The 6,474-nt window shown below is 72.7% G+C and carries 1 protein-coding gene and 1 pseudogene; both read right to left on the bottom strand.

The window, feature by feature from the left end; all coding sequences use genetic code 11:
* On the bottom strand, positions 1-6,210 hold a 6,210-nt coding region (locus QNO07_RS27345; protein WP_283995234.1), incomplete at its 3' end, for an SDR family NAD(P)-dependent oxidoreductase.
* Positions 6,207-6,474, bottom strand: a pseudogene (locus tag QNO07_RS27340) (acyltransferase domain-containing protein); the annotation flags it as partial. The pseudogene QNO07_RS27340 and the gene QNO07_RS27345, both read right to left, overlap by 4 nt.

Raw genomic sequence — 6,474 nt, 5'->3', positions numbered from 1 at the left:
GCACTCGCCGTCCCGGATGCTGCGCACCGCGGTGTGCAGGGCGACCAGCGACGACGAGCACAGCGTGTCGATCGTCATGCTCGGCCCGCGCAGATCCAGGAAGTAGCTCACCCGGTTCGCCAGGAACGCGTTGTGGTTGCCCAGGCCGCTGGGGGCGTCCAGCTCCGGGGCGATGTTGTAGTCCTTGTAGTGCTGGTAGCTGGCACCCACGAACACGCCGGTGGACGCGGACAGTTGGCGGGGCGGCAGGCCGGCCGACTCCAGGGCCTCCCAGGTGGTGCGGAGCAGCCAGCGAGCCTGGGGGTCGAGCACCTCGGCTTGCTTGGGGAAGAAGTCGAAGAACCGGGCGTCGAACTCCTCCACGTTGTCGAGGAAGCCGCCGACATCGGGGTCCTGTCCGTCGGCGGCGTACCGGCCCCAGCGGTGGGCCGGAGCCGGACGGATGCTGTCGCCCGAGTCGGCGAGCAGCGACCACAGGTGTTCCGGGTCCCGCGCGCCGGGCAGCGCGAGGGCCAGGCCGATGACGGCCATGTCCCGGGCGGACGCGGTGTCGTCACCGGCGGGGGCGGCGAACGCGGCCCGCTCGGCGGGACGGTCGCCACGGTCTGCGGCCTGGACGTCGTCGTCATCGGTGGCGGACCGCCGGTCGGCCTCGTTCGGGGCGAACACGCCGTCCGAGGCCGACTCGGCGACGTGCCCGGCGAGGGTACGGCAGTCCGCGGCGTCCAGGACGTCCGCCGGACTCAGCCGCACTCCGTAGGTCTCCTCGACCTCGGCCGCGATGGCCGTCGCCAGCATGGAGTCGAGACCCGCGGCCGACAGCGAGGTGTTCGGGCCGATCCCCGGGTCGTGCAGGACCCCGCGCACCACTTCGACGATCGCCGCCTCCGCCGCCGCGGCCCGCGGCGTACGGCGGGTGGGGGCGGAGGCGGAGGCGGATTCTCCGCTGCTGCCCACCGCCCGGTACTCGATGCCGTCGAGCCGCACCAGCACCCGGCCGTCGGCGTCGAGAAGCGTCGCGTCGCCGTGTCGTGTGCCGTCACTTCCCGGCTCGGCACCCTCGAACAGCACGTACGCCGTCCGCGCCGGGTCCGCCCAGCGCACCGCCCGGCCGATGGCGACCGGAAGGAACGTGGCCGAGGGAGCAGTGGGATGCGCCAACGTGAGTACGGCCATGGCCTGGAGGGCGGCGTCCAGCGACACCACCTCGGCTTCCAGTGCGCTGCCGGCCGGGACGTCGACCCGCGCGAGCACCCGGTCGGGCCCGTAGTGCACCTGGACGATCGACCTCAGCGACGCGGAGAGCTCCATGCCCTTCGCGGCGAACCAGGCGTACAGGCCCGCCGGTTCCAGGGTCCGGTCGAGGCCGGCCAGCAGGGCGTCGGGCTTCGCGGCGGCGGGCGCCGGGCCGGTCGGGTCCCCGGTGCCGGTGAGCCGGGCGATGGCCTGGCCGGCGTACCGGAAGACAGCCGGCCCGGTGCGGGCCGGATCGTCCAGGTCGCTGGTGAGGGGATGGGTTCCGGTCCCTCGGCCGGTGAACGCGATCTGGCGCAGGACGCTGCTCGACCGCAAGCCGAGGGCCACCGGCAGCGCCCCGGGCACGGTTTCCTCGCCAAGCACCCGGTGGGAGCGTGAGAGCCGCCGTACGACCTCGGCCACCTCCTCCGCGGACGGCCCGGCCGTTTCGGGCGTTGCGGAGGGGTCGGGGCGCCCTCCGGATGGTTCGGGGCGAGCCCCGAACGGGTAGCGCGGCAGGCCGCGCCGGCGCGCCGGCGGGCCCGGATACACCGCGGCCCAGTCGGGCGTCCCGCCGCCGACGTAGCGGAAGGCCGGGTCACCGAGCCCGGTTGCCCCGCTCTCCAGCACCGTTCCGCCGCGCAGCACGGTGCCGGGTGCCCGGTCCGCCAAGCGCAGCGCCCGGGTCAGTCCGGCGTCCAGCTCCTCGGACGTGGATCCCAGGACCGCGACCCGGCACGCCTGGTGGTCGCGTCCGACGGCGCTGGAGCGGCAGAGTGCGTTCAGGCTCGCCGAGGTCTCCTGCGGCAGCAGCGCCCGGACGTCCGCCATACGCCGGACCAGTGCGTCCGGAGTGTGGGCGGAGAGAACCAGCAGGTGCTCGGCCGGCTCGGCGCCGGCCGGGTGCGCGTCCTCGCCGTGCCCTTCGTGCCGTGGCTCCCCGGTGTACTCCTCCACGATGACGTGCGCGTTGGTCCCGCCCATGCCGAAGGAGCTGACCCCTGCCCGGCGCGGCCCGTCCGACGTCCACGGCTGTGGCTCGGCCGGGATCACGAACGGCCCGGCGGCCAGGTCCAGGTGGCTGCTGGGGGTCTCGAAACTGGCGACGGGCGGGATCTCCCGATGCCGCAGACTCAGCAGGACCTTCAGCAGTCCGGCGAGTCCGGCCGCAGGTTCCAGGTGCCCGATGCTTCCCTTGACGGCTCCGACGTAGCACGGACCGCCGCGGTCCGGGTCACCGCCGAACACCTCGGTCAGCGCGGCGATCTCGATGGGGTCGCCGAGTCGGGTGGCCGTACCGTGCGTCTCGATCAGGGAGATGTCCGCCGGTACCAGCCCGGCGTCGTCCAGAGCCGCCCGGACGACCGCGGCCTGGGCTTCGCTCCTGGGCACCGGCAGCGCGCTGCCACGACCCCCGTGGTTGACAGCCGTACCGCGGATGACACCCCAGATCAGGTCACCGTCCCGCTCGGCGTCCGAGAGCGGTTTCAGCATCACGGCCAGCGCGCCCTCGCCGGGGAGGAAGCCGTCCGCCCGCTCGTCGAAGGGCCGCGGCCGGGTCTCGGACAGGGCGCCGAGCTGGCTCAGGCTGCGGTAGTACCACGGAGTCAGGCCGACTTGGCAGGCCGCAACGATGGCGGCGCCGCAGTGGCCCGAGCGCAGCGCGGCAACCGCCTGCTGGATGGCGACGAGGGAGGACGAGCACAGGGTGTCGACGGTCTGGGACGGGCCGGTCAGGTCCAGGACGTAGGAGATCCGGTTGGCCAGCACCGCGTTCATGGAGCCGAGGGCGGTGTGCGGCCCGACGGTCTCAAGCCCCTGCGCGTCGCGATGGTGGGTGTAGGTGGCGCCGACGAAGACACCGATGTCGCGGCGGCCGGCGAGACCGCTGTCGTCCCGCACCGTCCAGGCGTGTTCCAGCAGCAGTTTCTGCTGGACGTCCATCGCCTCGGCCTCGCGTACCGATATGCCGAAGAAGGCCGGGTCGAAGCGGTCGATCCCGGTGACGAAAGCACCGGCGCGGCAGTAGGTGCCTGTCATACGGGGACCGCGGGGCTCGAAGTGGGCGTCGATGTCCCAGCGTTCGGCCGGCACCTCGGTGAACGCGTGGCCGCCGGAGCGGAGCAGCGGCCAGAGCTCGGCCACGTCGCCGGTCGCGCCCGGAAGGTCACCGGACACGGCGACGATCGCGATGTCAGCGTCATGGCCGGCCGCCGTCCGCCGCCGCGAACGAGCCCGGTCCGCGGGCGCGGCCGGGCGCGGCTCGACGTTCTCGGTGACCGCACTGACCTCGGCGGTCTCGCCGGCCGGGATGACCTCGGTGACCTCAGCGGACTCCGGTGCCGCGACCGCGACGGCCGCGCCGTACCGGTCGGTCAATGCCTGTGCCACCTCGGCGAACTCGCCGTACTCGAGGAAGAGCGTGGCCGGTAGGTGGATGCCCCATATCCGGGACAGCTCCTCCGACAGCTCGACACTCATGATCGAACTCATGCCGTAGTCGGAAAGGGGAATGCCGCGATCGAAGGAGGAGACGCCCAGCCGTTCCGTCAGGAATCGCTCGAGCGCGTCCGCGACGTGTTCCCCGGCACCCTCCGAACCCTTCTGCGCGGTGCCTTGCAGGCCTTGTATGCCTTGTACGCCGGAGGGTTCGCCGGGCTCCTCGGCCATGTCATCGAGCTCGACGACCGTGTCGCCGGCGTCCGGATGCGCGACGACGACCTGACGGGTGTCCTCTTCGGCTCCCAGCACCGCGATCAGGGCCTCCAGGCCCTCGGCGGTGGCCAACGGACGCACTCCGCGCCGCCGCAGCTGTTCCGCGACGGCCGTGCCCATGCCCACCTCGCCCCACAGACCCCAGTCGACGCTCAGCCACGGCGACCCGTGAGCGTGCGCGAAGCCGTCGAGGTAGGCGTTGGCGGCGGCGTATCCGCTCTGCCCGAGATTGCCGAACGTGCCGGAGACCGACGCGAACAGTACGGCGAAGTCCAGGTCCTGCCCGGCCACCGCATCGGCCAACTCCCGGACCCCGTCGACCTTCGGCCGCATCACCGCTGCGACGTCCCCGGCGGTGGCGGTGCGGATCAGCCCGTCCTTGAGCGTGCCGGCGGCGTGGACCGCGCCGTGCAACCCACCGAACTCCCCGCGGAAGCGTTCCACCACGGCCGCCAGGGCGCCGCGCGAGGTGACGTCCGCACTGTAGGAGGCGACCTCGCACCCGCGCGCGGCGATCGCAGCCATCCGTTCGCGGTCGGCACCGGTCGCCCCGGAGCGACTGACCAGCGCGACGACGCCGGCGCCCTCCCGCGAGAACCGGTCGGCGACCTCCAGGCCCAGCCCGCCGTGGCCACCGAGGATGAGGTAGCGCCCGCCCTGCCTGATGGGGCCCGGCCCGGTCTGCGGCGCGGCGTGGGCCGACCGGTCGCGCATCCGGACGGGCACCTGGCGGACACCCCGCCGGTAGCCGGTCTCCGTGGGCCCGTCATCGTTGCCCAGCTCCGCCAGGAGTGCGCGGAGCGAGTCATCGACGGCCTGGTCGATGTCGAGCAGGCGCGGGCGCAGGCCCGGGTACTCGATGGCGGCGGTGCGCACGAAACCCCACAGTGCGGCACGCGCCGGAACCGGCCGGTCCCCTTCCGCGACCGGCTGCCCGTCCCGGGTCACCACGAGGAAGCGGGAACGGCGCTGTCGCTCGCCTAGCGTTCGAAGGGCGGCCAGGCAGCCGTACAGGCCCAGGCGGAGCTCCGTCTCCTCCGCCCGGTCACCCTCGGGCACGTCGCCGGCGTTCCACAGGTGGACCACACCCGCGACCGGATCACCGATCTCCTCCCAGAGCCGGCGAAACGCCTCTTCGTCCGGCTGGGCCATCATCCGCTTGTTGCTGTTGCTGTTGCTGTTGCTGTTGCTGTTGCTGTTGCTGTTGCTGTCGCGCGGCTGCGGCCCGGACGGGCCGGTGCCGACCTCCACCACGCGGGCACCCCCGGACCGCAGGTACCGGGCGGCGCGCTCACCCAGGCTGTCCCTGCCGCCGTTGTGCAGCACCACCCAGGTGCCGGTCGCCGGTTCGTGCCGGGCATCACCCGCCGGTGCGGGCCGCCAGCAGATCCTGGTGACGGGCAGCAAGGCCGTCCGTGGGGAAGCCGCGGTGGCCGGTCGCGACACGGCGGCCGTACGGCGCATCCGTATCCCCTCGAACTCCGCGACGACCTCGTTCGAGGGCCCCAGCATCAGGGCGTCGGCGGTCGCATACGCGCCGTCGGAACCGGTGCGGCGCACCAGGACGGTCGCGTCCGCCGACAGCGCCGACAAGTCGGCGAGAACCGTGAACCGGTCGATCCCGATCGGCAACATGGTGTACGGGCCGGCCGCTACCGACAGGTCCTGCAGCGCACAGCTGACAACCTGGAACACGCCGTCCACGAGCAGCGGGTGGGCGTACCAGGGCATGGGCTCGGCGTCGGACCGCAGCGTGGCCCGGGCCACTCCGCCGTCTCCGACGGAGAGTTCCCGCACGGTACGGAAGTCGGGTCCGTACTGCAGGCCCTCGCGCGCCCAACTGTCGTACAGCTGCTCCGGGGTGATCGTCTGCGTACCGGTCGCCTGCCAACCGGTCGATCGCCAGTCGGTACCGGCCGGCCGGGTCGGGACGTCGTCCGGCAGTGGACGGCCGGTACCGGTGGACAGCGGCTTGCGGTCGCCGGCTACCACCGTGCTCAGTTCGAAGCGGGTCTGCGGCCCGAAGGCCACGTCGAGCCGGACGGGCGCCGCCTCGTGGTCGGCGATGGCGAGGGGGCGCAGGAACGTCACATCGCTGAGCTCCAGAGGAGTGAACGGCCGGCGACGGGCGACGCCGACCAGCGCCATCTCCAACTGCACCGCGGCAGGTAGCAGTCCGGTACCCGCCGAGCGGTGCTGGGCGATGAGGGGCTCCTGGCCCGTGAACGTCTTCTCGTAGGTCTCGCCTGGGTTCGTCACTGTCCCTCGCTCCGGTGCTCGTAGTGACGGTCGAACAGCGGGTGGCTGACGGCGCTCGTCGCGGTGCTGCCGCGGTCGGCGGCGGCGGGCACGCCCAGCTCCTGTCGTTTGAAGGGGTAGGTGGGGATGGTGGTTGTCCGTTGGTTCTTCTGCTGGTGGAGGCCGGTCCAGTCGGGTTCGCCGGAGGCCTGGTTGACATGTGTGGTCAATGCCTGGTGGATCTGGGTTTGGTCGTTGTGGTCTTGTCGCAGGGTGGTGAGCCAG

The organism is Streptomyces sp. 549, assembly GCF_030124175.1.
Taxonomy (GTDB): Bacteria; Actinomycetota; Actinomycetes; order Streptomycetales; family Streptomycetaceae; genus Streptomyces.
This window is presented reverse-complemented; position numbering and strand designations above follow the sequence as displayed.